The 1,259-nt window shown below is 33.8% G+C and carries 1 protein-coding gene; it reads right to left on the bottom strand.

Features of this window, described 5'->3' with window-relative positions:
- Positions 1-44: 44 nt before the first annotated feature.
- A protein-coding gene (locus tag HMPREF9402_RS14120) for an IS3 family transposase (protein ID WP_129821813.1) occupies positions 45-1,183 on the bottom strand; the annotation gives its coding sequence in 2 pieces (ribosomal slippage) (positions 45-958 and positions 958-1,183; 1,140 coding nt in all).
- Positions 1,184-1,259 lie beyond the last annotated feature (76 nt).

Here is a 1,259-nt window from a genome sequence, read left to right as displayed (position 1 = left end):
TATTGGATCTAGGTCAATATTTTGGACACAAAAAAGTTAAGTTTTTAAGCAGTCTGTCGTGCAAGTTGCTCACATTCTTCAGGAGTCAAATAGTCAATCGCTCCATGAATTCGTTTGCGATTATACCAGCCTTCTATGTATTGAAATAAAGCCATTCTAGCTTGTTTAAAGGTAACATAGACTGTTTGATACACTTCTTCTTTCTTTAGTGTCGCATGGAAAGATTCAATGCAGGCATTATCGTAAGGACACCCTTTACGACTAAAGGACTGAACGATATTCAGATCCGAAATTAAGTCTTTAAAGTCCTTGCTTGTATACTGTGAGCCTAGATCAGTATGAAGAATAACCTCATCTTTAGGTCTTTGAGAAATATAAGCATTTTTTAAAGCTTGAACAATAATATCCGTTGTCATTTGTTTAGAAAAGTGATAACCAATAATTTTTTTTGAATGTAAATCCATCACTGATGCTAAATAGCACCAACCTTCTTCTTGAACGTGAATATAAGTAATATCTGATACCCATTTTTGGTTAATTGAGGTCGTTGAAAAGTCCTGTTCTAGAATGTTATCACGTTCTAGAACAAGTTCTTTAGATTGTTTATAAGGGGTGTATTTCTTTTGAATAATAGAGGCTAATCCAGCTAATTTCATTAAGCGTTGGATACGTTTCAAGCTGGCATACAATCCTTCTTTAAGCAATTGACGATGTACCTTAATGGCACCGTATCGACGCTTGCTCTCAAAATAAATTTTCTTAATACGCTCAAGCAGTTGTTGATTTTCAAGTTTCCACTTAGACTCGCTTTGATGCTTAGATTGATAAAAAGTACTTCTTGGAACATTTAAAACCTCACAAAGTTGCTTAACATCATGTTCTGAACGATGCTGATCGATAAACTGACATAATTCAGATTGACTTACTTTCTCGCGAATATGGTCATAGCCTTTTTTAAAATCTCATTCTCCTCTTGTAAACGTAACATTTCTTGCTTCATACGTTTAATGTCTTCCAGAGTAATCTCTGTATCCTCAACTGAGGCAATTGGAGAAATCTGTTTAATCCATTTGTAAATTGTCACTTCTGACACACCATATTCACGACTTAAATCTTTCACTGATCGTCCAGTCTTATACAGTTCAACAATCATTGATTTAAATTCAGTATTATATTTTTTCATATCGACACATCCTTTAATGATTAAGTCTATTTTAACGACTTAACTTAAATGTGTCCATAAAACTATACTAGCACCA

Origin of the sequence: Turicibacter sp. HGF1 (assembly GCF_000191865.1) — a bacterium.
Lineage (GTDB): Bacteria > Bacillota_I > Bacilli_A > MOL361 > Turicibacteraceae > Turicibacter > Turicibacter sanguinis.
Note: the sequence above shows the minus strand (reverse complement) of the source record. Positions and strands in the feature narration are given on the sequence as shown.